24 protein-coding genes are annotated in these 25175 nt (G+C 68.1%); 13 read left to right on the forward strand and 11 right to left on the reverse strand.

Annotated elements, in window-relative coordinates; translation table 11 throughout:
* Positions 1 to 22: 22 nt before the first annotated feature.
* Positions 23 to 370, reverse strand: a complete 348-nt coding sequence (locus AAF430_05215; protein MEM7409624.1) for a tetratricopeptide repeat protein — start codon at positions 368 to 370, stop codon at positions 23 to 25.
* Positions 371 to 464: 94 nt separating this feature from the next.
* Here AAF430_05215 and AAF430_05220 point away from each other — a divergent pair, with 94 nt between their 5' ends.
* Complete coding sequence (locus tag AAF430_05220) at positions 465 to 611, forward strand: hypothetical protein (protein MEM7409625.1); 147 nt, start codon at positions 465 to 467, stop codon at positions 609 to 611.
* Positions 612 to 712: 101 nt separating this feature from the next.
* Complete coding sequence (locus tag AAF430_05225) at positions 713 to 2080, forward strand: MATE family efflux transporter (protein ID MEM7409626.1); 1368 nt, start codon at positions 713 to 715, stop codon at positions 2078 to 2080.
* Here the strand turns inward: AAF430_05225 and AAF430_05230 are convergent.
* Together AAF430_05230 and AAF430_05235 are read right to left on the reverse strand one after the other, a co-directional pair.
* Complete coding sequence (locus AAF430_05230) at positions 2077 to 2754, reverse strand: YqgE/AlgH family protein (protein ID MEM7409627.1); 678 nt, start codon at positions 2752 to 2754, stop codon at positions 2077 to 2079. The two genes, AAF430_05225 and AAF430_05230, sit on opposite strands and share 4 nt — an antisense overlap.
* Positions 2755 to 2766: 12 nt before the next feature.
* Complete coding sequence (locus AAF430_05235) at positions 2767 to 3624, reverse strand: endonuclease/exonuclease/phosphatase family protein (GenBank protein MEM7409628.1); 858 nt, start codon at positions 3622 to 3624, stop codon at positions 2767 to 2769.
* 220 nt (positions 3625 to 3844) lie between these two features.
* Between AAF430_05235 and AAF430_05240 the strand changes: the two genes are divergently transcribed.
* The 5 genes from AAF430_05240 to AAF430_05260 all read left to right on the forward strand — a co-directional run bounded on the left by AAF430_05240 (position 3845) and on the right by AAF430_05260 (position 12304).
* The gene (locus AAF430_05240; protein ID MEM7409629.1) at positions 3845 to 5215 is read left to right on the forward strand and encodes an aminotransferase class III-fold pyridoxal phosphate-dependent enzyme; all 1371 of its coding nucleotides are present in this window, start codon (positions 3845 to 3847) and stop codon (positions 5213 to 5215) included.
* Positions 5209 to 6234 carry an arginine N-succinyltransferase gene (locus AAF430_05245; GenBank protein ID MEM7409630.1) on the forward strand — a complete coding sequence of 342 codons (1026 nt, stop codon included), beginning with the start codon at positions 5209 to 5211 and terminating at the stop codon, positions 6232 to 6234. The genes AAF430_05240 and AAF430_05245 overlap by 7 nt, the downstream gene beginning before the upstream one ends.
* On the forward strand, positions 6231 to 7649 hold the full coding sequence (locus AAF430_05250) for an aldehyde dehydrogenase family protein (GenBank protein ID MEM7409631.1): 1419 nt from the start codon (positions 6231 to 6233) through the stop codon (positions 7647 to 7649). Before AAF430_05245 ends, AAF430_05250 begins: the two co-directional genes overlap by 4 nt.
* Positions 7646 to 8683, forward strand: coding sequence for an arginine deiminase-related protein (locus AAF430_05255; protein ID MEM7409632.1), 1038 nt, complete (start codon positions 7646 to 7648; stop codon positions 8681 to 8683). Before AAF430_05250 ends, AAF430_05255 begins: the two co-directional genes overlap by 4 nt.
* 537 nt (positions 8684 to 9220) lie before the next feature.
* A complete protein-coding gene (locus AAF430_05260) occupies positions 9221 to 12304 on the forward strand; it encodes an adenylate/guanylate cyclase domain-containing protein (GenBank protein ID MEM7409633.1) in 3084 nt (1027 codons plus the stop codon).
* A gap of 15 nt (positions 12305 to 12319) precedes the next feature.
* Here the strand turns inward: AAF430_05260 and AAF430_05265 are convergent, their stop codons facing one another.
* Entirely contained in the window at positions 12320 to 13606 is a 1287-nt protein-coding gene (locus AAF430_05265; protein ID MEM7409634.1) for a Dyp-type peroxidase, read from the reverse strand.
* The gene (locus tag AAF430_05270; protein ID MEM7409635.1) at positions 13603 to 14337 is read right to left on the reverse strand and encodes a hypothetical protein; all 735 of its coding nucleotides are present in this window, start codon (positions 14335 to 14337) and stop codon (positions 13603 to 13605) included. The genes AAF430_05265 and AAF430_05270 overlap by 4 nt, the downstream gene beginning before the upstream one ends.
* Positions 14338 to 14484: 147 nt before the next feature.
* On the opposite strand from AAF430_05270, the gene AAF430_05275 reads away from it, so the two are divergent.
* Positions 14485 to 14721 carry a hypothetical protein gene (locus tag AAF430_05275; GenBank protein ID MEM7409636.1) on the forward strand — a complete coding sequence of 79 codons (237 nt, stop codon included), beginning with the start codon at positions 14485 to 14487 and terminating at the stop codon, positions 14719 to 14721.
* Between the two features lie 11 nt (positions 14722 to 14732).
* Here AAF430_05275 and AAF430_05280 read toward each other — a convergent pair whose 3' ends face one another.
* Positions 14733 to 15437 carry a Crp/Fnr family transcriptional regulator gene (locus AAF430_05280; protein MEM7409637.1) on the reverse strand — a complete coding sequence of 235 codons (705 nt, stop codon included), beginning with the start codon at positions 15435 to 15437 and terminating at the stop codon, positions 14733 to 14735.
* A 76-nt stretch (positions 15438 to 15513) separates the two neighbouring features.
* The gene (locus AAF430_05285; GenBank protein ID MEM7409638.1) at positions 15514 to 16176 is read right to left on the reverse strand and encodes a TetR/AcrR family transcriptional regulator; all 663 of its coding nucleotides are present in this window, start codon (positions 16174 to 16176) and stop codon (positions 15514 to 15516) included.
* Positions 16177 to 16330: 154 nt separating this feature from the next.
* Between AAF430_05285 and AAF430_05290 the strand changes: the two genes are divergently transcribed.
* From AAF430_05290 to AAF430_05300, 3 genes are all read left to right on the forward strand, one after another.
* A complete protein-coding gene (locus AAF430_05290) occupies positions 16331 to 17386 on the forward strand; it encodes an LLM class flavin-dependent oxidoreductase (GenBank protein ID MEM7409639.1) in 1056 nt (351 codons plus the stop codon).
* Between the two features lie 46 nt (positions 17387 to 17432).
* Positions 17433 to 19805 carry an MMPL family transporter gene (locus tag AAF430_05295; protein MEM7409640.1) on the forward strand — a complete coding sequence of 791 codons (2373 nt, stop codon included), beginning with the start codon at positions 17433 to 17435 and terminating at the stop codon, positions 19803 to 19805.
* A 268-nt stretch (positions 19806 to 20073) separates the two neighbouring features.
* The gene (locus AAF430_05300) at positions 20074 to 21255 is read left to right on the forward strand and encodes a hypothetical protein (protein ID MEM7409641.1); all 1182 of its coding nucleotides are present in this window, start codon (positions 20074 to 20076) and stop codon (positions 21253 to 21255) included.
* 89 nt (positions 21256 to 21344) lie between these two features.
* On the opposite strand, the gene AAF430_05305 is transcribed toward AAF430_05300, so the two are convergent.
* Together AAF430_05305 and AAF430_05310 are read right to left on the reverse strand one after the other, a co-directional pair.
* Positions 21345 to 21773 carry a DUF4149 domain-containing protein gene (locus tag AAF430_05305; GenBank protein ID MEM7409642.1) on the reverse strand — a complete coding sequence of 143 codons (429 nt, stop codon included), beginning with the start codon at positions 21771 to 21773 and terminating at the stop codon, positions 21345 to 21347.
* Positions 21770 to 22414, reverse strand: coding sequence for a DUF2470 domain-containing protein (locus tag AAF430_05310; GenBank protein ID MEM7409643.1), 645 nt, complete (start codon positions 22412 to 22414; stop codon positions 21770 to 21772). The genes AAF430_05305 and AAF430_05310 overlap by 4 nt, the downstream gene beginning before the upstream one ends.
* Before the next feature lie 18 nt (positions 22415 to 22432).
* On the opposite strand from AAF430_05310, the gene AAF430_05315 reads away from it, so the two are divergent.
* Positions 22433 to 22864 carry a pyridoxamine 5'-phosphate oxidase family protein gene (locus tag AAF430_05315; GenBank protein ID MEM7409644.1) on the forward strand — a complete coding sequence of 144 codons (432 nt, stop codon included), beginning with the start codon at positions 22433 to 22435 and terminating at the stop codon, positions 22862 to 22864.
* 54 nt (positions 22865 to 22918) lie between these two features.
* Here AAF430_05315 and AAF430_05320 read toward each other — a convergent pair whose 3' ends face one another.
* Positions 22919 to 23794, reverse strand: coding sequence for a TIGR03619 family F420-dependent LLM class oxidoreductase (locus AAF430_05320; protein MEM7409645.1), 876 nt, complete (start codon positions 23792 to 23794; stop codon positions 22919 to 22921).
* 25 nt (positions 23795 to 23819) lie between these two features.
* The gene (locus AAF430_05325; GenBank protein ID MEM7409646.1) at positions 23820 to 24779 is read right to left on the reverse strand and encodes an alpha/beta hydrolase; all 960 of its coding nucleotides are present in this window, start codon (positions 24777 to 24779) and stop codon (positions 23820 to 23822) included.
* A gap of 136 nt (positions 24780 to 24915) precedes the next feature.
* Here AAF430_05325 and AAF430_05330 point away from each other — a divergent pair, with 136 nt between their 5' ends.
* Positions 24916 to 25155 carry a hypothetical protein gene (locus AAF430_05330; protein ID MEM7409647.1) on the forward strand — a complete coding sequence of 80 codons (240 nt, stop codon included), beginning with the start codon at positions 24916 to 24918 and terminating at the stop codon, positions 25153 to 25155.
* Positions 25156 to 25175: the final 20 nt, after the last annotated feature.

Genomic DNA, 25175 nt, shown 5'->3' on the forward strand with positions numbered 1-25175 from the left:
TGGGACCGCGGGCAACGCGACCTCAGGGCCCCCCGTCCAGCCCACGCAGGTTGTGTGCAGCGGCCGCGTTGTCGCTGTCGAGATCGAGCGCGCGCTCGAAGGCCATGCGGGCCTCCTCGGTGCGACCGAGCTGCCAGTACGCGAGCCCGAGGTGGTTCTGGATCTCGGAAGCCTCGGGTGCGCGCTCGGCCGCCTGCTCGAGGAGCCGCGCGGCCCGCTCCGGGGCGCCTGCGTCGAGGGCCTGGGTCCCTTCCTGGTAGAGCCGGCCGGCCTGGAACGTGTTGCAGCCGGCAGCGCAGAGCCCCGCGACCAGCAGCCAGCCCAGGAACGAGACGCGCATCCGGCGTCGGCACGGGGGCCGAGCGGACATCGCCGGATCTGCCGTTGCTGTTTCCACGCTTCCTCACCGGTCGGGCGCCGCGGTGACGTTGCCACCGTCGGCACACCATGGTACTTCTGCCTGCATGTCCGGCACCCGGAACATCTTCCGCACCGCGTCCGTCGCGCGACCGCGCCCGCTCGGGCTCGGCTCGCGCGGGCGTGCCCCGGCGCTTCGGGTCTTCCCGATCGCCATCGGCATCCCGACGGAGCAGGAGGTTCGCGTCCGGTAGAGACTCCCACGAGTCGGCACCGCCACCGAAGGCCACGGACGCGAGATCGCGACCGTGGCCTTCGGCGTTCTTGAGCCTCTACCCCTGGAGCGATTCTCTCGATGACCCTCGAAGCCAGCGGAAGCCAACTCTCCACGAAGCCCGTCGCCGGCGGCGTCCGCGAGGTCTTCGACCTCGCCTACCCCGTCGTGCTGACGACGATGTCCACGACGGCCATGAACGTGGTCGACTCGGCGATGGTCGGTCGGCTCGGCGCCACCGAGCTCGCCGCTGTCGGCTTCGGCGGCGTCTGGATGTGGACCTTCTTCACCTTCTTCTACGGGACCACCAGCGGTGTCCAGACCTTCGTCTCCCAGGCCGACGGGGCCGGCGACACGGAAGCGTGTGGGTCGTGGGTGTGGCAGGGCCTCTGGGCCGTAGGGCCGGCCATGCTGCTGGCCGTCGGAGCGATCGGCCTGCTCCTCGATCCCATCATCACGCTGCTCGGGCCCTCGGACACCATGCGGGGCCACGCGACCGGCTACATCGCCGCGCGCCTTCCCGGAGAGGTGGGCGTCGCGCTGAGCATGCTGATCGCCTCGTTCTTCCGGGGCATCGGTGATACCCGCACGCCGCTCTACGCGACCCTCTTCGGGAACGGCGTCAACGTCGTGCTCGACTACGGGCTGATCTTCGGTGAACTCGGCATGCCGGCCTGGGGCGTCACGGGAGCCGGCGTGGCGACGGCGATCGGCCATTGGAGCGCCGCTGCGATGCTGGTGTTGGCGTTCAGCCGGTCTCACATTCGGCAGCGCTATGCCACGGGCCCGGTCGGACCCGAGCGCCGTGCGATCCGCCGCTACCTGCGCACGGGCGCGCCGATCGGCGGCGAGTGGTTCCTCGGCATGACGTCGTTCGCGGTCTTCACCACCCTGATCGCGCGGATGGGCGACACGGAGATGGCGGCGAGCCAGGCCTTCGTGGTGCTGCTCTCGCTCTCGTTCATGCAGGCCTCGGGGATCGCGATCGGCGCCGCCACCCTGGTGGGACGCTACGTCGGAGCCGACGACGACGACGCGGCCGAGCGCAGCTTCCGCTCTTCGCTCACCCTCGGCACCGTGCTCGGATTGGCGATCGCCGCGGTGTTCGTGCTCGTCCCCGAGCCGCTGATGCGGATCTTCACCGACGACCCGGCCGTCATCGCGCTGGGAGCGCCGCTGCTCGCGATGGGTGCTCTCTTCCAGCTCTTCGACGCGCTCGGGATCATCAGCGAGGGCGCGCTGCGCGGCGCGGGCGACACGCGTTGGCCTTTCGTGGTGCACACCCTGTTCGGCTGGGCGTTCTTCGTGCCCATCGCCTACCTGCTCGGGATCACCTGGGGGTACGGCCTCTACGGCGCCTGGGTGGGCGGACTCGCCTACGTGATCGGGCTCTCGAGCGTACTCGTCTGGCGGGTTCGGAGCGGTGCCTGGCGAGAGATCGAGATCTAGAGCGCGGGCGCGCTGCCGGTCGCGGCTTCGCGCCGCTGGGTCACCACCTGATGGAAGCGGCGGTGGAACTTCTCCCAGAGCGACTCGGGGGCGGCGTCGAAGATCGCGTCGGTGGGCGCACGCGCCACGATCCACTGACCGCGCTCGATCTCGTCGTCGAGTTGGCCGGGCCACCAGCCGGCGTAACCCGCATACACCCGCAGTCGCGCACTCGCGTCCGGGGACTCGGCGATTGCGCGCAGGGTGGCTTCGTCGCTGGTGAGGAACACGTTGCCGGTGATGTGCTTCGACTTTTCCGGGGGAGCGTCGGCGGAGAAGAGCGTCATCAGATACCGCTGGGAGATCGGCCCGCCGAGATAGACCTGGCCCTGCTGGGCACCCGGGACGAGCCCCTCCATCGGGGTCTCCGTCGGGCGGTTCACGATCAGGCCCATGGCGCCGTCCTCGCTGTAGTCGACGAGAAACACCACGGTCTGGCTGAAGAGCCCGCTGGCGATGCGGTCGGTGGCCACCAGGTAGCGTCCGGCTGCCGGCGCGAGCTGCGGCGGCTTCGGTTTCGGCGGTTCGGCGGACTGGGCCGCGAGTCCGCCGAGCGCGGCGGCGATCACCGCGAGGCGCCAGCCGGGTCGGTGGCGGCGCCGCGAAGAGCGAGAGCGCAGCGACGAGAATCGCACTGCGCGAAGGTATCACGCTCCGCTGGCGAGCTCGGCGGGGGCGCTGTCGAGCTTCACGCGCGCGACCACCGGCAGGTGGTCCGAGGCCCGGCGCGCGGCCCGCGAGTCGTGGACGTCGATCTCGAGCACCGAGAGTCCGCGGGCGTAGATCCGATCGAGCGCCAACACGGGGCTCGCCGCCGGGAACGACGCGGGCCACTCGAGGTTGTCGTGCTCGGTGAGTGCTTCGTCGAGTTCGCGGGTCGCCTTGCAGTTGCGCCAGGCGTTCATGTCGCCCATCAGCAGCGTGGGCGTCGCGTCGAGCCGCGGGTGCTCGAGGATCGACTTCACCTGACGGCGTCGCGTGCGATCGGCGAGGGCGAGGTGGGTGGCCACGACGTCGAGCTCACCGTCGTCGCTCTTGAGCTGGGCGGCGACGGCCACCCGCTTCTCGATCTGATTCGAGAGGTCGAGCATCGTCACGGCCGTGATCGGCCAGCGCGACAGGATCGCGTTGCCGATCTCGCCGCGCTTGTGCACGCGGGTCACGGCGAACGCGACGTGCAGACCGAGCGCCTCGGCCAGCGCTTCCAGCGGATCCTCGCGGTTGTCCGGACGCAATACCTCTTGCAGCGAAATCAGGTCGGCGCCGAGCTCCGAGATCACGAAGCCGGCGCGGGCCGGGTCGGGCCGGCTGCGACCGTTCAGACCGGTCCAGCGGTGCACGTTGTAGGTGGCGACGCTGAATTCGCCTACCAGCGGAACCGGGGCGCGCGGACGACGCGGGGCCCGCAGCAACGCCAGGTGCGGCGTGTCGATGCGCGGCGGCTCCTCACGCTGCTTGCGCCGCGAGCGGCGGTTCCGCTCGGTCGATCGCGGGGGACCCAGCACGGTGGTTTGCTCCCTCTCGAGCTGGCCCGGGGTCTGGGCCCGGCCCTGCCCCCCGCCAGCTTCCCCGCCGCGGAGAATAGCGATCGCACGTGCGCCCGGGGTGAAGATCCTACGACGGACCTGCTTCTCCTCGGAATCGCGCACGGCTCTCTGCGTCGACGGGAAGCGCCGCCAACTTGAGCGCAAGACGCTTCGCCCGGGGGCCGATAGGCTTTCTGCCATGGCCCGCGCCAAGTCGAAGTCCCTGGCCTCGCTGCTCGACGCGCCCCGCGTGCGCGAAGCGGCCCAGGCTCTGATCGAAGCCGTCCACGCCGAGGCCGCGGAGCGCGAACTCTCGCCGAAGGGCTACGAGCGCGTGCTGCGCGAGCTGGGACGCATGCGCGGCCGCCCGCTGCCGCTGCCCCAGGTGGCCCTCGGTCAGGGCCGCGGCGCCCGGGTGAAGCTCGCCGACGGGCGCACCCTGATCGACTTCGTGAGCGGAATCGGCACCTACCTATTTGGGCACTCGGATCCCGATCTGCTCGAGACGGCCGTCGTCGCGGCTGCGGGCGACAGCGTCTACCAGGGCCACCTGATGCCCGGCGTCGAGTACCACGGTCTCTTGAAGGCCCTGCTGCGGCACACCGGGCCGCGCATCAAGCACGGCTGGCTCTCGGTGTCGGGCGCGATGGCGAACGAGAACGCGCTGAAGCTCGTGCTGCAGAAGCACAGCCCGGCGGACCGCATCCTCGCCTTCGAGCGCAACTTCGCCGGGCGCAGCATGGCGATGGCCGAGATCACCGACAAGGGCGCCTACCGCGAGGGGCTGCCGCTGTCGGGCCGCACGCTCTACGTGCCCTTCTACGACCCGGACAACCCGCATCGCACCCTGGCCGAGCTCGATGCCCATCTGGCGCGCTACCCGGGCCGCATCGCGGGCATGGTGTTCGAGCTGATCCAGGGCGAAGGCGGCTACCACACCGCGCCGCCCGAGTTCTTTCGCAGCGTGATGGAACGCTGCAAGCAGGCGGGAATCGCCGTCTGGGTCGACGAAGTCCAGACCTTCGCCCGCACCGGCGAACTCTTCGCGTTTCGCACGCTCGGCCTCGAAGACTGGGTGGACGTCGTCACCTGCGGCAAGGCGCTCCAGGGCAGCGCCGCGCTCTACACGAAGGCCTACAACCCGAAGCCGGGCCTGATCGCCGGCACCTACGCCGGTGCCACCACCGGGCTGGCCGTCGGCTCGCGCATCATCGAGCGCCTCGAGAACGAGGGCTTCCTCGGGGGCGAGGGCCGCATCGCCCTGCTCGGCGCGCGCTTCGATCGCTGGCTCGACGCCCTGCGCCGACGCCTGCCGCGCGCGGTGGGCCCGTCGTCGGGCATGGGCGCGATGCAGGCCTTCATTCCCTTCGATGGCTCGGCCGCGCTGGTGAGCGCGGTCGTCCGCACCAGCTTCGAAGAGGGTCTGCTCGTGTGGTCGGCCGGCTCCAACCCGGGGAAGATCCGCATGCTGCTGCCGGTGAACATCACCGAAGAGGAGCTCGAGAGCGGACTGATCGTGCTCGAGAAGGCGCTGTTGCGCGTCGCCGAGGAGCACGGCCTGTCGTGCTAGTCCTGCGGCCGATCGCAGCGGGCGATGCGGACGCCCTGCTCGATCTCGCCCGGCAGCTCGACTCGATGAACCTGCCGGCGGATCCCGAGTTCCTCGCCCAGCGCATCGCGGCGTCGGAGCGCACCTTCGCGGGCGCCATCGACGACTGGCGTGACGGCATCTATCTGTTCGTGCTCGAGGACACCGACGTCGGCCGCCCGATCGGCACGAGCATGATCCTCGCGAAGCACGGTCGGCCCGGGAATCCCTATTACTGGCTCGAGGTGACGACCGAGGAACGCCGCAGCGATGAGCTCGACGTGCGCTTCGAGCACAAGAAGCTGCAGCTGAAATCCACCGAGGACGGTCCCACGGAGATCGGCGGCATCGTGCTCGACCCGGCCTATCGCCGGCACAAGGCGCGCTGCGGCAAGGCGCTGTCGATCGTGCGCTTCGCCTACATGTCGATGCACCCCGAGTGTTTCGAGCGTGAGGTGATCGCCGAGATGCTCTCGCCCTTCGAGAAGACCGGCAACAATCTCTTGTGGGACGCGTTCGGAGCGCGCTTCACGGGCGTGCCCTACCGAAGAGCCGACCACCTGTCGTCGCGCTCGAAGCAGTTCATCGCGGATCTCTTCCCGCGCGACCCGGTGTACACGACGCTCTTCCCAGAAGAGGTCCAGGCGGTGATCGGGAAGCCGAACGAGACCGCGGTCGCGGCCCTGCGCATCCTGGAGAAGATCGGCTTCCGCACGCTGCGCCAGGTGGATCCCTTCGACGGCGGTCCCTATGTGGGGGCATCGCGCGACGCGATCGCGTCGGTCGCCGAGCGCCGCCAGCTCGTGCTTCCCGGGCTCGCGAGAGAGATCCCCACCACCGACGAGACCCGCCTCGTGCTGGTTGCGGCCGAGGGGCGCCACGGCTTCCGCGCGACGGTCGTGCCCGAAGACGAACACGGCGACCCCTGTGTCTCCGAACCGTCGCGCGAGGCGCTCGGGGTCGCCGCCGGCGATCGCGTGTCGATCGTTCCGCTGCCGTGAGCGCCCTACTCGAGAGCCGCGCCCCGGCCGATCCCGGCGACCTCGTCGGGAGCGTCCCGGTCGCGAGCGCCGCCGATGTCGACGCTGCCGTCACGCGGGCGCAGCAGGCGTTCCCCGCCTGGCGGGATGCCGGAGCCGATGCGCGGCGGCGGGTGCTCGAGCGTTTCGCAGAGATTGCTGCGGCGAAGGTCGACGAACTCGCGGCGCTGATCGCGCGCGAAGTCGGCAAGGCGCATTGGGATGCCCTCGGCGAGGCGAAACTCCTGGCGCCGAAGGTCGCCGTCACCCTCGGCGACGGGCTCGACCTGGTGGCCGACGTCGTTCCCGCCGCGGGCCAGCGCGCGAGCTATCGGCCGCGCGGGGTCCTCGCGGTGTACGGCCCCTTCAACTTCCCGGCCCACCTTCCCAACGGTCACATCGTGCCCGCACTCGCGACGGGCAACGCGGTGGTCTTCAAGCCGAGCGAGGAATCGCCGATCGTAGGCGCCTGGATGGCCGATTGCTGGCGCGAAGCCGGCCTGCCCGAGGGCGTGCTCGAGGTCGTGCAGGGCGGGCCCGATACGGGACGGGCGCTGGCCGCGGCCGACGTCGACGGGATCCTCTTCACCGGCTCCTACGCGACCGGCCGCGCGCTGCAGGAAGCCACTCTCGACGCCCCTCAGAAGCTCCTCGCCCTCGAGCTCGGCGGCAGCAACGCGATGATCGTTTGCGCCGACGCCGACCTCGAGCTGGCCGTAGCCGAGGCGGCGCTGTCGATCGCAGCGACGACGGGCCAGCGCTGCACCTGTGCGCGACGCCTGTTCGTGGAGCGCCCCATCCTGGACGAGTTCCAGGAGCGCCTCGAAGGCGTGCTGCGCGGACTGCGCATCGGCCGCCCCGACGACCCCGACGTGTTCATGGGCCCCCTCGCCTCGGCCGCCGCGTTCGCGCGGCTCGAGAAGCAGCGGGGGCTGGCGGCGGAAGCCGGTGGCGAGCGCGTGCTGCTCGTGGATCCCGGCCTGCCCGCGCCCTTCGTCGGCGCCGGCCTCGTGCGCTTCGAGAACACGGACCAGACCCATCCGTATCAGCGCGAAGAGATCTTCGGCCCCGAAGCCGCACTCTACCCGGTGGGCGATCTCGATCATGCCATCGCTGCAACGAACGATTCGGACTACGGGCTCGCCGCGTCGGTGATGACGCGCGAGCGCGCGAAGTTCGAACACGCGGTCGGCCGCATCCGCACGGGCATCCTCAACTGGAACAAGGCCACCGTCGGTGCGTCGGGACGCCTGCCCTTCGGCGGCAGCGGCAAGAGCGGTAACGACCGACCGGCGGGTGTCACCGCCACCCTCTACTGCACGGCGCCCCAGGCCCACCTCGAGAACGAGGCGGGCTTCGACCCGAGCACCCTGCCGCCGGGGATGCCCCGCCCTTGACCGATCCTACGCGCGCGAGCGACGCCCAGCGCTGGGTGCTGATGGGCGACCCGGCCCACTTCAGCGTGAAGGGCGGCGCGAACCCCCATACGCGCACGCGCTGGGGCACCCGTCGCAACGTCGACGTCGCGCGTGCGCAAGAGCAGTGGCGCGGGCTGAAGGGCACCCTCGAAGACCTCGGCGTGCGTGTGGTGGTGGTGCCGCCGAATCCGGACTGGCCGGGCAGCGTGTACCCGGCGAACGCGGGCTTCTGCTTCGATGTCGACACGCCGCGACCCGCTGGCGAGAAACGCTTCGTGTTGTCGAACCTGTTGCCGACGCGCGAGGGCGAGCAGGCGATGTACCGCGCGGTCCTCACCGAGGCCGGCCTTCCCACCGAGACGATCGACTCGGCACTGCGCTTCGAGGGCGAGGCGGACCTCTTCCCGGCGGGCGATCACTATCTCTTCACCCACGGTCGGTTGGAGAAGCAGCGCTTCGTGCCCACCTGGGGCTTCCCGCCGTGGAAGCGCGTCTACGGCTTTCGCACCGACGTGCGCGTGAAGGATCTCTTCGAGCCCGAACTCGCGCCGAAGGAGATCCTGCGCATCGAGCTCGTGCTCGAGGCCCACTACCACGGCGACACGGCGCTGGCGGCGTTCGGAGCCGAGCGCGAACACCTGCTCGTCTACCGCGAGGCGATTGCCCGCGGCGACTGGCCCCGCCTCGTCGAGCACTACGGCGACGCGCTGCTCGAACTCTCGCGTGAGGACGCCGAGCGCTACGCCGCCAACTCCTTCACCTACACGCCCAGCGACCAGAGCGACACGAACCGCGAGAGCTACCTCTTGCTGCCCGGCGGCGTCTCCGACCGCCTGCAGGACCAGATCCGCGAACGCGGCACCACCCCCCTCCCCGTCGACGTCTCCGAGTTCCTCAAGAAAGGTGGCGGCTCGGTGAAGTGCATGATCGGGGACCTGGGGCCGATTGGGGCCCTTGGGCCGGAGACCCGGAGCGGGACTCTCCATCGTGGCCGGCCGGTCCCGGTCGGTTAGCGTCGCCGCCCGCGTCGGTCCGCTTCTCGGGCAGGGTCTCCCCCTGGCCTGGACTCGTCCAGGGCGTGTCGATTGAGCAGTAGGAGCAGCGGTGCGGTGAGTAGGCCGGGGGCGCGCTCGTCATAGATCCGGCCGATCGAGACGCTTGAACCCGCTGGCATCGAACTCCGTTCCCCAGACCGCCCCCACCCTTCCCCCATGACACCCCCATCCGACTGCGCGACCAGCGGCACACTCCGCCTCAGGCGCTGGGGCTGTACCACTTCGACCGCAAGCCGAGCGGCGGTCGGGGTACAATCGTTTGCGACACCCGCTTCGGAGAGCCCCCTCGTGCCCCGCTCCGATGACTCGCCCACGGCCGATCCCGGCTCGCTTTCTCGTTCCGCATCCGACGCCCTCATCGACTCGGATGAGCAGGAATGCACTTGGTGCCGCGAGCGGTTGCCGATGCGCGCTCGCTTCTGCAGTCACTGCGGCGCCCCTCTACTTGCCGCCGAAGAGGCCGAGAGAGGCAGTGCCCCCGCACTCCGGCCGCGCATGCCGTTCACCGGTGAGCGCAAGAGGATCAGCGTCCTCTTCGCCGACATCTGTGGCTCCACTGAGCTGATCGCGGGCCTCGACCCGGAAGGCGCTGCACGGGTGATCGAGCCGCCGCTGATCGCGATCCGCGAGGCGGTGCGCCGGTTCGGAGGAACCGTCAGCGAGGTGCGAGGCGACGGGCTGATGGCGCTCTTCGGGGCGCCGATCGCCCAGGAAGACCACGCGTTGCGCGCGTGCCTTGCAGCGATCGAGATCCACCGGCGCATCGCGGATCTCTCGGAAGCATCGATCCGAGTAAGGGTCGGCGTGAACAGCGGCGAGGTGGTGGTACGCGCGATCCGCAGCGACACGGGCTTCGACTACACCGCTGTTGGGAACGTGGTCCACCTGGCCGCAAGGCTCGAGCAGGCCGCGCATCCGAGCACCACCCTGCTCGGCCCTGCGACCCGTCGCGGCGCCGCGGGGCTAATAGAGGTACGACAGCGGGAGGGCCTCGAACTCAAGGGGGTCACCGAGACGGTCGACGCGTTCGAGCTCCTCACCGTCCGCGAGGGTGAACACCGGGCACGCGCGCTGGAGGCTTCCGATGGCGCCCTGCGCGGGTTCTTTGGACGCGAGCACCAGATCGGCCGACTGCAAGCGGCGCTCGAACGGGCGCGAGTCGACGGCACACACCTCGTCGATATCGTTGGGGACGTCGGTGTCGGGAAGTCTCGACTCGTCCACGAATTCTGCGGCTTCGCAGCCGCGATGGGCTGGCATATCTGGCGCTTCGACGGATCTCCTCTCGAACAGGGCCTGCCCCACGCCCCGACACGACGGGCGCTGGCCGAGTGGTTGGACTCGGGTGCGGCGCACGACGAGGGCACACGCGGGGACGAGCTCGAGCCCTGCGTGCAGGCTTGGGATGACGAGGGGCGGGTCGACACGACGGCGCTGCGAGCATTGCTGGGGCTTTCCTTGGAGGGCTCGGATTGGAAGGCGACTTCCCCGGAGAGGCGCCGAGAACGATTGCTCGGCGGGGTTACCGCGCTGTTGGCCGCGTGTCCCGAGCCCGTCGTCGCCGTATTCGAAGACGTCCAGTGGATGGATGAAGAGACGCGCTCCCTGTGCGAGCGACTCGCCCAGAGCCGGGGACGACAGCAGCGACTCGTGATCGCGACCCGCCGCGCGACGAGCGACACCATCGACCCCCTGCTCGCGGCGGCGGAACGGATAGCCGTCCCGGTGCTCGACGATGCCAGCGCGCGCGCGCTGTTGGCCGACGAGATGGGAGACCACCCGGGAGTCGGGCGCCTGATCGAGTTGGTGGCGGAGCGCACTGGGGGCGTCCCGCTCTTCATCGAGGAGAGCCTCCGCAGCTTGATCGATACCGGCGTGATTCGCGGACGCTCCGGCGACTTCCGCCCTGCCCGCTCCTTCCATGACCTCGTGATCCCCGACAGCGTCGAATCGGCGATCGGAGCCCGCGTCGATCGCCTCCCGAGCGGACTGAAGCGCTTGCTCCAGACGATCGCGGCGGCGGGAACGGCGCCGCGCGAGGTGATCGCCGAGGCCTCGGGCATGTCGGCCCACGAACTCGCCGATTCCCTCGCCGCCCTCGAGCACCACGGCTTCCTCGCGAAGTCCACCCAGAACGAAGCCATCGCCTTCCACCATGCCTTGATCCGCGACGTCGGATACGGTCTGCTCCTCGAGCGCGACCGTGCCAGGTTGCACGAACGTGTCCTCGAGGCGCTCGAACGCCTCGCCGCAGAGCGCCGGAAAGAATTCATCGGGTTGCTCGGCCTCCACGCGCAGCGTTCGGGCGATTACGAGAAGGCCGTGGGCTACCTCGAAAAAGCCGGGCTGAAGGCGATCGGGCAATCGGCGCATCGCGAGGCCGTCGGCTTTCTGGAAAGCGCGCTCCAGGCGCTCGCTTCCTTGCCCTCGAGCCACGATCACCTGCGCAAGTCGGTGCGTATCCGACTCTTGCTGCGCGGGTGCCTCATTCCCAGCGGCGATGTCGTGCGCGTCGGATTTCACCTCGAGAAAGCAGAAGAGGAAGCAGAGCTCGTCGGTGAGATCCGGCCGCTCGGTCTGGTTTATGCGACGAGCACGTTCTCGGATTGGCTCGCCGGCCACTATGCCGAGGGTATTCAGGCCGGCCGTCGCGCCGAGACCATCTCGGGGCGCGTTGACGATCTGACCCTGCGCGTCGTTACCGGCGTCGGCCTCGGACTTTGCTTCCATGGGGCCGGTCACTTCGAAGAGGCCGCTACCGTCCACCGCGCACTCCTGGCCCGCCTGCCTGGAAAACTCGAGGGCGAGCGCTTCAACAGCACCGCCGTTCCCGCCGTGCTGGCCCGCGGCTTCTTGACCCACTCATGCGCGGAGCTCGGCCAGTTCGAGCGGGCCGCCGAGTATGCCGAGACCTCGCTCGCCCTCGCGACTCGCCTTGGCGATCATTTCGGACACGCCCTCGCGCGCTTGGGAGCCGCACACTATCACCGCTTGAGGCACGAGCATCCCGATGCGGAAGCCGTCCTGGTCGAAGGTCTCGAGGACTGCCGGCGACACGATCTGCCTACCGTCGCCGTGGCGCTAGCGGCAGAGCTCGGCCTCGTGCGCGCCGAGCGCGAGGCGAGTGACATCGCTGACCCGATGGCGGACCTCGAGCGGATCACCGACATCGCCGACGATCAGCAGATCCCTCGGTGGTCCCTCGACCTTCGCCTCCTCGCACTCTCGCAGCTGGCCTTGCGTCTGGGCCAGCCGGCAATCGCTTTGCAGCGCGCCGCAGAGGCCTGCCAGGTGAGCCGCGATCACGGGGATCTCGGCACCCTCGGCTGGAGCCTTGTCGCTCGGGCACGGGCGGCCCGAGCCACCGGCGGCGAACGACCCGACAGCCACCTCGACGAAGCCGCCGCCCTCGCCCTGCGCGGAAACCGCACCCCGCTCCAGGCCGAAGTACTCTTCGCGCGAGCCGAGGTTGCCGCGGGGCGCGCGAGGGAGCGTCACGCGCAGGTCGCCGCGCGGGCGTTCAAGGCGCTCGGCCTCGATACGCGTAGCGACGCCGCGCACGCGATGGCGAGCGCCTAGCCCGCCTCCGAGCCCTCAGGCGAAGCGGTTGTCGGACAGGTCGCGAATCGCCTGCATGCTCGGCATGAAGAAATAGGCACCGCCTCTGAACCGGGTGAAGGTCGGAAGCTCCTTCTCGGGAAGGCCCGGGATGCGAATGCGCCCGCGTGGGCCCGGCGTGCTGGCACCAAAGGGGTCGCGTCCCCAGCCACCCCCGAAGCTCATCGAGTTCATCCAACGTCGCTGAATGAACTCGAACTGGCCCTCGAGATCCGCGTTGAGAGCAATGAACAGGAGCCCACGCGATCCTTCGTCGTTCGCCGGAACCTCCTCGTCCAAGGAGCCCGGGAAGCCACTCACGGGCTCCCCGTAAGGAATCCCGCGCCGCACGATTCGACGTTCCTCCGTCGTGACGCGCCGGGGGTTCGAGCGCCGGATGTGGGCGCTCTGCGCGGTTCGTCCCGGACTCGCCTCGTCGTCGAACTCGAAGTCGTTGTGGTCATGAAGGAGCTCCCCCGGATCATCGGGAAAGAGTTCGACGGGCGCCCCGTTCCGCCAACGTCCCATCATCAACGCCGCGACGTTCTCGGGCGTGAAGCGTCGCCCCTGCACGAACCGCCGGAACTCCGCCACGTCCTGTTCGATCTTGCGGAAGACCAGATAGCTTCCGAGCCGGAGCAGTCTTCGCAGGGTAGGGTCTCCACCGGACGGCGGGAAGCAGAGGAGACGCGAAAGCGGGTACCTCGAACGCCACTTCATCTGTTCGGTCCAGACGGGCTGGCTGATGCCATCGCGGAAACCGAAATGCTCTCGGCCCTCCACCAGGCGACGCCCCTTCTCGACATGGACGCGTCGAACCGACGCACCCGACAGGAGCGCCCGACGGTGGACCGCATCCTCGAGTTTCGCCTCGTCGTCCGCGTAGAGGCTCAGGAGCGCGTGGGGCTGCCTCCCCACCTTGTCTCGCAGATCGCGATCCCACGCGTCGAGGGTCGGAGGATCGCCGAGGGTGGCCCGGCGCTCCCACATGCCCGCGCGAAACGCTTCGGGAAAGCCTTCGACCAACGAATCGTCCACGCCAAGCGCCCGCATCCCGTCACTCGAGATCGCCACGGTCGAGAGCACCTCTGAAGGCGGTTGACCTCGCGGCCAGAGCTGGCCATCAGTGAGGTCCTGGTCCCCGAGCCAGGCGCGCGCTCCGGCTGCGTCGTCGAAACGGACGAAGACGAAGCGCGCGTGACGGGCTCGGAGACCACGCAGGACGTTGGCCTGCACGTCGGACGTGAAATCCCCCGTGGTCGCGTCCGGGTGCAGCGAGGTCATTGCTCTTGCGAACCCGACGGTGTGCCGACGATCGGATCGAGCGTGTTCAGCAGCTTCTCGACGGCCTCCCGGGCATCGGATCCGAGGCCGTCGAGCGACTCGCGCGCTCGGTCCAGCTCCGTGCCGACTCGCAGGAGCCGCTCGTTGTCCTGCTTCAGCTCGTCGATCCGAGTCGGACTCGTATCCGTGTGTTGCACGAAGAAGGTCAGCGCCTGCTTGTCGCTGTGGTTGTCGACGAGACCGGTCCGTACGACCAGATCGACGAATGCCGTGGAGAGCTGGTGGGCAGGCGCGGGGTTCTCGAAGACGAGGTCGACGCCCTCGCAATGCCGCCAGAACACCTCGAGCGCTTCACGGTACTTGTCCGACATCTCGTCGATGTAGTCCTGCTCGTCTTCGTGCTCGTCCCAGAACTCGGTCTGGAAGGACACGAATAGCTGGCGGCCCTTCTCGTGGAGTCCGAGCTTTACGAAATACAGGCTCTTGACGTCGTAGAACGGCGAGGATCGGTCCACTACGCGCTGCTGGAACCACTTGAGCAGGATTTCCATGCTCTCCTGCCAAGTGAACTCGGCGATGTTCACGTCCGTGCGATTCAACGCGGCGTTCAACATCGCCGTGTGGTTCTCGTGGTAGCGGTGGTCGGCTTGCACGTTCCCCGTGCGAAGCGGGAGCAGCACGTCCCAGACGGACACGCCGCCCTGGTGAATTTGCGCGATTCGATTGGCCATGGGTTTCTCCTTGGGGTCAGGTACGAGACGTCATCATCAGAGATCGCGACGCACGCGGCTGTCAAGGAGTTGACAGCAGGTGATTTTCTCCATCTCCGCCGTCGGATACCGAAGACCGCGCCGGGGTTCGCCCATCTGTAGAGCCGTGTGCGGGATCGCGCCGTAGCGTCGGGTTGGCTTCTTCGAGGAAGCACCCTGCCCGAAACCGAGCCTGAAGATCTCGAAGCAGTCCAGGCGATCAAGACCGGCCCAGGCGAGTACGGACTCGTGGTGGTCGCCGACGGGCATCAGCCACAGAGGACCAGCACGCTCGACCAGGAAGACCTGGACTTGGTGGTCGCGTTGGAGCGCTCGCCCGACTCGAGTGACGACCCGGATCGCTGAACCCGCTTGCGCTAGGCATCGCCGTCGACGAACGTGCGCAGCGCCTCCCAATCGTGCACGGTCACGTAGCCGCGTCCGTGCTCGAGGAGTCCTTCCCGCTGCCAGCTCATCAGCATCTTGTTGACGCTGACCCGCGTGATCCCGGTTGCTTCTGCCAGCTCCTGCTGCGAGAGCCCATGTCGAATGTGCTGTCCGCCCCCGTCGGTGGGCTCGCCGTAGCGCGTTGCCAGCACGTCGAGACGCCGTGCGAACCGCCGGGGCACGTCCATGAGGACGGCATCCTCGACGAAGGCCGTCGTCTCGCGGATTCGCGCGCAGAGTACCTGGAGGAGCTGGACGGCGAGACCCGGGGATTCCTCGAGCATCGGCTTCACGTCGCGCCGTTGAAGAACCAGCGCCTCGGTATCGAGGTCCGCCGTGGCCGTTGCCGTGCGCGGCCCTCCGTCGAGGAGCGCGATTTCGCCATGCACCTCGCCGGGGTTGATGAGGTTGAGGATCACCTCGTTTCCCTCGGGAGAGAGTGACGAGATCACCACCCTGCCCGAGACCACGACCATCATCGATTCACCCGAGTCGTTGCGCCGATACAGGACGGTCCTCGCGGGATAGCGACGCGCGATCGCCACGCTCGCCAGCTTTTCGAGAACGTCGTCGGACAAGGAACGGAACAGGGAAGATGAACGGATCCACTCGGCTTCGCTGCGAGGATTGGGCATGACCCTGTGATTCTACGGCCTCTGGCCTCCGCACATCCAGCATGCCGGGCAGGATCCCTACACCATGCGACGCTTCTCAGCCCGGCTCCAGTCCCGCGACGATCGCCTTGAGATTCGCGTCGAAGGTGGCGTCGAAGTCGAAGTCGATGCCGTCGGTCGTCCAGGCGAGGTTCGGGAACGAGGCGCGTTCTTCGGCCGACAGCTGGAAGACGCGGAAGCCGCCGGAGCCGTGCTCGGCCTCGAGCCGAGCGAAGTGCTCCAGCCCCTGCACCGCCGAGAACGCGTAGTTCACGACGAGGCTGTAGGCGCGCCAGGCGCCCAGCGCGGAGAACCCGGCTTCGCGCAGCACACCGATGGCGTGGTCGACGATGGCGAAGGCACTCGGCGTGGCCGGGCCGATCTTCGTGCCGTACTCGGCAGCGCCCGGCATCGCGAGCAAGGTGTCGCGGAACCCGTGGGCGAGCGCCTCGAGGTAGGGGCGCCATTCCAATGAGGCGTCCGGCAGCACGATCCGCGCACAGTACGCCTCCATGGCGAGGGCGAGGAGTTCGTCGCGCGAACCGACGTGGCGATAGAGGGCGGTGGCCGTCACCCCGAGGTGCCGGGCAACGCTGTGCATCGAGAAACGGTTCACGCCCACGTCGAGCACGGCGCGCACGATGGCGTCCTGGCTGAGCGGGGCTCGCGCCGCGGCTCGCGCCTCCTTGCTGATGGAGTCCTTGCTTCCCGATGCGGGCACCGCGTGGCAATCCCTCTACTGGACGTGTCGTGGCCCGCTCGGTGGCTTGGAGACTTCACGGGTGATCGTGGTGAAAATGATTGTCATTTTCATGATAACACCATTAACATGGGTCGCGAGGGCTGGCCTCTCTGCCCTCGTGGAGGAACCGGCCATGTCCGTCGACCCCGCCGCCGGCCGCGCAGCCTGCCGTTTCGGCCTCTTCCTCAACATGGGCGCGAACCTCGCCGCCCGCCCCGAGGAGATCTTCGCGTTCACTCTCGAGCAGGCGGACCTCGCCGAGCGCCTCGGCCTCCACGATCTCTGGCTCTCCGAGCACCACTTCATTCCTTTCGGACTCGACCCGAGCGCGCTGACGGCGGCCGGGTTCTTGCTCGGAAGAACCCGGCGACTGCGCGTCGGCACTGCGGTCGTCCTGGCACCGCTGCTCGAACCGATCGATCTTGCCGAACGTGCCGCCCTGTTGGATCAGATGAGCGGGGGGCGCTTCGACCTCGGGCTCGGACGCGGCGGCTACCTGCGTGACTACGAGGTCTTCGGCGTGGACACGAAGCGGTGGGACGAGGAGCCCGTCCGCTCGCTTTCGACGCTGCTCGACCTCTGGTCGGGGAACGAGGAACGCCGCGCGCGGGTCGATGTCGGCGGTGCCATGCGCGTAGAGCCGCAGCCCTTCTCGCCGCAGGGTCCGCCCCTGTTTGCCGCGACGAGCTCGCCCGGGGGTCTCGCCTTCGCCGCCCGGAACGGGCTTCCCTTGCAGCACTACTTCGCCATGCCGGCCCAGGGGCGCGTGGCGGTCGAAGCGCAGTACGAGAAGGAACGACCGGACGCGGTCGACCCTCCGGAACACCTGCACACCCTGATCGTGCACGTCACCAGCGAGCCCGACCGCGATCGCGAGCGACTCCGCGAGGCCCTGACCACCTCCTTCCAGGACGGCGACTGGCCGGCGGTGCCCGGCGCCGAGGGGCGCCACCGAGACGCTGACGGCAACCCGGTGGACCGGGCAGCGATGGCCACAGGCGTCGCCGACGGGGCGATTCTCGGTGACCCCCAGCAGGTCGCGGAAGCACTCCGGGCCTTCATCGACACCACGGGAGCGCGCCGGATCGCGCTCTACGCGGAGGCCATCGCGGACCGCGAAGCGACCCTCGCCTCGATCGAGCGCTTCGCCAAAGAGGTCGCTCCGAGACTTCAGGGAGGAATGGGATGACCGGGACCACCTCGGGACGTAGCGCCGCCCACCGCGAGCAAGACCGATGAGAGTCGAGCGGTTCAACCAGGCTTTCCGTCGAGTCGGCGCCTTCCAGCTCCGCCATCGCTTCTGGTTCCTGGTCGCCGCGCTGACGCTCGTGGCGGTGGGCGTGTCGGGAGTGGGTCAGGTCTCGATCAACGTGTCGCGCGATAGCTGGTTCGACGACAGCGAGGCCATCTCGATCGCGACCGAGCGCTTCGAAGACCGGTTCGGGAACAACGACACGATCGGCATTCTGGTCACCGCGCCCGACGTGCTCCACCCCGAGGTGCTCACCGCGATTCGCGCCCTCGGCAATGAACTCCTCGACGACGTTCCCCACGCCGACGCGGTGAACTCGCTCGTCGAACTCGAGATCTCGGTGGGCACACCGGATGGCGTCGAGATCATCAATCCCTTCGAGGACGGGATCCCGACCGATCCGGACCGGCTCGAGGAGATCCGCGCGCTCCTGCTCTCAAGGCCGGCGCTGGCCAACCGCCTCTTCTCGGACGACTTCACGGAGACCTGGCTCACACTCGAGCTCCACGAGTACCCGGAAGAAGAAGAGTGGTCCCAGCAGGAGGACGCCCAGGAACCGATGTTCGACATCGGCGAAGCGGCGATCGCAATCGTCACCGACCCGAAATGGGAAAGCGACCGCTTCACCCTGAAGGCGGCCGGGCTCCCCTACACCGAGACCGAGGAACGCGACTACTTCGGGGCCGAGGCCCAGAAACGGGTCGTGTCGGGATTCGGTCTGATGGTGTTGCTGCTCAGCGTCTTCCTGCGTTCGGTTCGCGGCGTGCTCGTCCCGGTCTTCACGACGGTGATGGGCGTCGTCGTGGTCTTCGGGATCATGGGTTGGCTCGGCATCGCCATCGACGCAACGCTCGTCACGCTCCCGATCCTGCTCGGGATGGCGCTCTCGGTCAGCTACTCGATCCATATCGTCAACGCCTTCAAGCGCAATCACCGCAAGCATGGGGTGCGACACGAGGCCGCGATCGCCGCCGTCGAAGAGACCGGCTGGCCCATCGGCTTCACGGCGCTCACGACGATGGGATCGGTGCTGTCGTTCGCAACGGTCGGGATCGAGACGATTCGCTGGCTGGGCTTTACCTGCGCTGCCGTCGTACTCACCGTCTATCTATTCGTCTCGGTGCTGGTCCCCATCCTGATGAGCTTCGGGAAGGACCGGGCGCCGGCCGCTGATGCGGGGCAACCGCGCGACTCTGCCTTCGACCGCGGCATGCGCGCGGCCGGAAACCTCGTCATCCAGCGACGGGCACTGATGTTGGGGCTCATCGCGCTCTTCGTGATGGTTACGGCGCCGGGAGCCGCTTGGATGCAGGTGAACATGGACATGTTCAAGTTCATCGGTCTCGAGGTGCCCTACGTGAAACGCGTCTGGGACGTCGCCCACTCCCAGCTCGGTTCCTACCTTTCGTACAACATCACGGTCGAACTCGGGGAGGCCCACGCCATCAAGGACCCCGAGGTGCTCGAAAAGTTCGACGAATTGATCGAGACAGTAGGCGCCTTCCCACTCACCCAGTCGCACAAGGGCGTGCCCCGGGTCTTCTCGATCCTCGACATCGTGAAGGAGATGAATCAGACCTTTCATGGGGACGATCCTGCCTTCTACCGGGTCCCCGAGACCCGCGATCTCGTCGCCCAGCTGCTCCTGCTCTACGAAATCTCCGGTGGCACCAAGACCTTCCGCTGGGTCGACCAGGACTACTCGGTGCTGCGCGCCCAGGTGCAGGTACGGGAGTTCGACGCAAACGAGGTCGCTCGGGAAATGCGCGTGATCGAGCGCTTCGGCGAGACCCACTTCCCCGGCGCCGAGGTGCACGTCGTCGGATCCGCCGTGCAGTTCGCAGAACTCAATCGCAAGATCGTCTCGGGCGAGATCCGCTCACTCCTCACTGCACTCGTCGTCATCGCGGCCCTGATGGTGCTGGTTTTCGGAAGCGTCAAGACGGCGTTGATCGGCATGCTCCCCAACGTGGCACCGCTCGCCGCCATCGCCGGCTACATGGGCTACTTCGACTCGCCCCTCGACATGATGACCATGACCATCATGCCCATGCTCCTCGGCGTCGCCGTCGACGACACGATCCACTTCATCAACCACATGAAGGTCGAGTACGAGCGAAGCGGTGACTACGACCGTGCGATCCGCGAGACCTTCTCGACGGTCGGCACGAACCTCGCGATGACGACGATCGTGCTGGGCGGCGCCTTCTTGATGTTCACCCTGTCCCCCATCTCGAACATGGCGCGCATCGGCTTCCTGGCGTGCACGGGACTCTTCGTCGCGCTGATCACCGACTATCTGGCCACACCGGCCCTGATCTCGTGGTCGAGGCCCTTCGGCGAGGATCGGCGGTGAGCATTGGCAGAGCGCGCCACGGCCGGCATCTGCCGGCCCGAACCCTCCGTGACGGCGATTCTTTCACCCAGCTGTGCGAACAGCGTCCGAACCTGCTCATGTGTCGTCGAGCGACGCGGGCTGCGGTTTGGGGGAGCGCCAGTAGTATCTGACCACTCGAAGCGCGTAGGAGCCTGGCACGTCGCCTCTCCCCAATCGCGCCAACGCGACGGTCGTAGCCGCCAGCTCGGGCCAGCAAGCGAAGGGCGTCGAACCTGGAGAAGCCATCATGAGAACCAAAGGAAGCCTGGCTGGCCGAGCCCTTGCCTTAGCCGCCATCGGTATCGTCACCCTCTCTTCTGCGAGCAGCGCCCAGATCACCGAGATCATCGACATGACCGGTGACGGCGGGGGCAACATCCTCGACCGCCCGCGGGTCATCGACGTCGACAGCGCGGGGAACGTGTACGTCCCCGGCCAGACCTCGGACAACGCGTTCAAGGTGACGCCAGGGGGCGTCATCACTGAGATCATCGATTCGACGGGCGATGGGCTGGGCAACATCCTGGATGCCCCGGAGAGCCTGACCGTCGCGGCATCGGGCAACGTGTACGTGGCCGGCCGCACCTCGGACAACGTCTTCCGCGTGACGCCGGGTGGCGTGATCACCCAGATCCTCGACTCGACCGGAGACGGCACCAACGGTTTCGACAATCCCCGGTCGATCACGGTGGACAGCGCCGAGAACGTCTACGTCTCCGGCCTTCTCTCAAACAACGTCTTCCAGATCACTCTGGGCGGAACCATCACGCAGATCATCGACGCGACTGGGGATGGTTCGGGCAACACCCTCAGCGCTCCGGACGGTGTGGCCGTGGACACGTCGGGCAACGTCTACGTCGTGGGCAGCGGCAGCAACAATGCATTCCGCATCGACCCCGTTGGCAGCACGATCACCCAGATCATCGACAACACGGGAGACGGAGCGGGAAACGCGCTCGTCGCCCCGCGTGCCATCGCCGTCGCCAACAACGGCAACGCGTACATCGCGGCGTTCTCGGACAATGCGTTCGAGATCACGCCGGGCGGCGTCATCACCGAGATCATCGACTCCTCCGGCGACGGGCTAGGCAACATTCTCGTCGACGCGCAGGGAGTCGCGGTGAGCTACGCAGGCGTCGTCTACGTCTCGGGGTTCGCCAGCGACAACGTCTTCCGGATCCCGACGGCCGGGAACACGATCGAAGTGATCGACGCGCTCGGCGATGGCGGGGGGAACTTGCTCAACGTGGGCTACGGCGTGGCCGTGGACAACTCCGGCAACGCCTTCGTCGCGGGCCGCAACAGCAACAACGTATTCAAGATCACGAACAACCTGCCGGTTCCCCTGCTGGGGCCCTGGGGCGTATCGCTGCTGAGCGCCCTGCTCGTCGGCGCAAGCGCCATCGCAGTGCGACGGTCGCGCCAGTAGACAGAGCCGATCGATTGCCGCGCGCGAGCGGGGCGACCTCGATGGATCGTCGGCTCGGGCTCGCGCTTCTGCGAGGGCCCGGGCCGGCGTCAGTCCAGCATCCGCACCAGCACGAAGCCGAGGCCCACGAGCTGAACGAAGTTCAGCACGACGCTCGCCCGGTGTGCGGCCTGGAAGGGCTGCGCTGCCGCAGCGTCGCCCGCCAGCTCGCGATCTCGCAACGCGTTGATCCGTGGCATCAACCACTGGCGCGCCAACACGAAGCCAGCGGCGATGGCGGCACAAACGATGCCGTCGAAGCGATCGTCGGTGCTTGCGAGCAGCACCAGGGCGCCCACGCCCGTCACCACGGCGAGCACCGCGTAGTACCAGGGAAACACCTGGCGGATGAAGCGACCAGCCGTCTCTTCGGGAAGGCGGGTGAAGATGAGCGGCGCCATCACACTGGAGAAGAAGACCATCGCGCCGAAGCCCGTGGCCACGCACACGCCGGCCACGATGGACAGGACGCCGGTCATGATGCTCGCCCGTCAGCCGGCTCGGCTTCCCCCCCGGCCATCGCGCGGGCACGGTGGGTCAGCACGATCGTCTGACCGGCTACTTCGCGGACCGTGTCGCAGACCTCCTCGAACCGGAAGTAGAGCAGCGCATCGCCGGCGCGCAGATGCATCCCCTCCGGGTCGACCGCGACCATCCTGGGCTCGGCCACCTCGACACCCCGAAGCTGGGCGCACATGAGCTGCATCTCGGATACGTGGTCGTCGTTCATGTGATCGAGAATGAACTGCTCCTGGTCGACCCAACCAGGCGTGTCGAGTGTCCATTCCTCCGCGGAGGCGGTCGAACCGTCCAGGAGCGCCGCCTCCTGGATCTCGAACCGGTGCAGACGCGCGGGGTCGGCGTCGGGGAGCACCCCCAGGAAGCGTGACCGCTCGGATTCGCTGGCCGGTTGCAGCCATCCCCGCAGCGCGAGGCCCTCGGGGCCGAGAAGCTCGACTGAAGTCTCCGACGCAAGCGGCTCGGGGAGCTCGACCACAGGCTCACCTTCTCGGGCGCATACCAGGGCGGCTCGGACGTGCTGCGCGCCACTGCGGATCTCGACGCTGTCCGCCTCGCGCAGGCGCCAACGGGATTCTCGGAGGGTGTCGACTTTCGGCATCGGGCTAGCGTAGGGCACATGCCTGGACGAATGAACCGCGACCAGATCCACGCCTTCCTGGACTCCCGCCCGGGTTGGGCAATCCTCACCACGCTCAGCGCCGACGGCCTCCCGCACACCGTGCCCCTCGGCTACTACCGGCTTGGCGACGAGATCGTGATGGGAGTGCGCGACGGGACCGCCAAGGTCGCGAACATCGAGCGTGACTCGCGGGCGAGCGTTCTCCTCGAGTCCGGCAGCACCATGTCGGACATTCGCGGCGTGATGCTGCAGGGACACGCCCGTGTCCATCGCGCGCCCGACGAAGTCCTGCACTACGCGCGTGAAGGGGCGCGTGCGCGGGGCGTTCCCGAAGCCGAATTGCCGACTGAGGCCCGGGCCGGTGCGGTCTACATCCGCGTCACCCCGGAGCGGGCGATCTCGTGGGACTACGGGGCCGGCGGCGACTAGCCCGGTCCGATCGTGGGGGCCTCTGCGGGTCGCCGCTGGCAAGCGAGCATCGCCCTACCCCACCTTCGCGATCACGTTGTCCGCGAACCAGTGGATCTGGCCGACCATGTCCTCGAGACTACGGGTGTCGGGCTCTGCGTCGTAGGGGTTGCGGAACGCGACGATCGACTCCGCCACTCCGTAGTCTTCGAGCTTCTTCACCCCGTCGGTGGAGAACGCGTCGCCGCTCATGGCCTGGTACTCGAAGGGCGCGTTCTCGCGACCGTACTCGCGGCGGTAGCCGTCGATCTCGTCGATCAGCACCTTGAATTCGTCGGCTGAGCCGCCGGCGTGGATGAAACCATCGGCGAGACGCGCGGCCCGGCGCAGCGCCGGCTTCGCGTGCCCGCCGATCAGCAGCGGCACCGGCTCACTCGGCGCCGGACAGATCTTGATCGGATCGAGCTGGAAGATCTCGCCGTCGTAGCCGAAGTACTCGCCGGTGAGGAGCCCGCGCAGGATCTCCATCATTTCGTCCATGCGCTTCCCGCGCCGCTCCCAGGGGATCTGCGTCGCCGCGAAGTCGTCGGGCCAGGGACTGATCCCGATGCCGAAGGTGAAACGGTTCTTCGTGAGCACCGCCACCGAAGCGAGCTGCTTCGCCACGATCGCCGGCTGCCGGATCGCCAATTTGTACACGGACGTCGAGAAGCGCAGCTTCGTCGTGATCGCGCCCATCGCCGGCACCACGGTGAAGGGCTCCAGGAAGGGGACGCCATCCAGGAACTCGCGATCACCGTCGCCGTTGTAGGGGTACTTGCTGTCCGACTCCTGCGGGTAGCAGATGCTGTCGGGCAGCGTGAAGGTGTCGAAGCCGACTTCTTCGCAGGCCAGCGCGAGGGGCAGGTAGAAGTCGGGATCGCACATGGCGGCGTGGTAGGCAAAACGCATGGGGGCTCCAGAGAATGAGGGGCGTTCAGCTCGCGCTGCCGCCGCATTCGGTGTTGTGCACGAAATCGACGACCGAAGGTCCGGCTTCGTCGGTCAGTGCGAGTAGGACCGTGTAGTGGTTGCGACCTTCGACGCGCTGCAGGCGAGCGGTCGCGCCCGCGTCGGTGAGCGCCTGCTCGAGCAACGCCGCCTGGTGCCGCAGCGCATCCCAGTCGTGTTCGGCGTAGAGCACCAGGGCGGGCGGCGCGTCTCCATGAATGCGCGGAATCACCGACGCCTCCTGCTGCCAGGCCTCGTCCGCGACCCGGAAGCGACGCTCGTAGTAGGACAAACGGGCTCCCTGCTCGTAGGTCGCCTCGTCGGCGAGGTCGTAGCCGGCCCCGCTCACCGGGATCACGCCACAGACGCGACCCGCGCCGTGCGCGTCGGCGGTTCCCGGATCGAAAGCGACGAAGCTCGCCAGTTGAGCTCCCGCCGAATGCCCCATCAGGAAGACAGCGTCGGGGTCGCCGCCGTAGCTCGCGGCGTGGGCTTGCACCCAGGCGAGCGCGCGCGCGACGTCTTCGACCTGATCGGTCCAATCTACGTCGAACTGCAGGCGGTAGCTGATCACTGCGGCGCCGATGCCGTGGGAAGCCAGATAGCGCCCGAAGTTCCCGTAGATGTCTGCGCCGCCCACCGTGTAGCCGCGATCGCCACTGGTCCAGCCACCTCCGTGGACGAATACGACGATGGGCCAGCCCTCGCCCGCGTCTGCCGCGTCGGGCAGGAAGAGGTCGAGGCGGTGCTTCTCGGCGTCCGCATCGTCACCGAGCCGATACGGCACGTCTCGCTTGACCAGCGCTGCGGCGATCGGAACCTCGTCGTAGACGAAGGGGGTCGCGACGTAGCCGAGGATGTTGCGACAGCCTCCGGCAAACAGAAGGAGTGCGGCGAGCGCGACGACAAGCCGTGCGGATCTGGGCCCTGCAAGGGAAAGCGACATGCGGCGACACTAGCGGCGCGTCACGGCGGCTGCCGCGCGCCGCGGGCGCCGCTCACCTTTTCTCGGAGCGCACCGCAAGATCCACCGCGGCCGAGACGTAGAACCCTTCGAGCGCGCCTGCGTCTGGAGGAGTTCAATGCGCATCGCCGCGATTTCACTGCTGATTCTCGCCACGTTCACGGGCTGCCTGAGCCTGCACGCCCAGGTCCCCGAGGACGTCGTGCGCCAGCACGCGGCCCAGGAAGAGGGCCTCGAGTTTGCCGCGATCTGCTCCCACGAGGATCGGCGCTTCTCGGAAGGCGCGTCCGTGTGCATGACCGAGCGCCGCATGGTCTGCGACCCGAGCGGACGCTGGATGCGCGAGGGCGACTGCTAGCGGGACGCAGGGGTGGGCCT

It is taken from the genome of Myxococcota bacterium, assembly GCA_039030075.1.
In the GTDB taxonomy this organism is placed as follows: Bacteria; Myxococcota_A; UBA9160; order UBA9160; family SMWR01; genus JAHEJV01.